Origin of the sequence: Pseudoalteromonas sp. MMG007, from assembly GCF_018100985.1 — a bacterium.
Taxonomy (GTDB): domain Bacteria; phylum Pseudomonadota; class Gammaproteobacteria; order Enterobacterales; family Alteromonadaceae; genus Pseudoalteromonas.
The window spans coordinates 1-314 of sequence record NZ_JAGJEI010000062.1; the positions used below are offsets into that span (position 1 = coordinate 1).

Here is a 314-nt window from a genome sequence, read left to right on the forward strand (position 1 = left end):
GCCCCTGCGTCACATCATCAACACAGTCCTCCCAATGACATAACAACTGCTCACGCTCCACCAAAGGCAATAACGACAGACGTAATACCGGCTGTGACGACTGACTCTGTAATGCATCAAGCAGTGACGCAACCACAACCTCCAGATACTCTAGAATGCGGGCCCCACCAACGCCCTGCGTCACCTGTAGTTCAAATTCGAAATCCTTCCCAAAATCATCAATCGATAAATCAAATGGATAGTTCGTATGCTCCTGACCTCCAAGGTGTTCAAACGACTCCTCCCCATACAGCGCAGGGTTATCTGCAGGAACG

1 protein-coding gene is annotated in these 314 nt (G+C 50.0%); it reads right to left on the minus strand.

What is annotated here, in order from left to right:
- On the minus strand, positions 1 to 314 hold a 314-nt coding region (locus tag J8L71_RS18435; RefSeq protein WP_211001814.1), incomplete at both ends, for a hypothetical protein.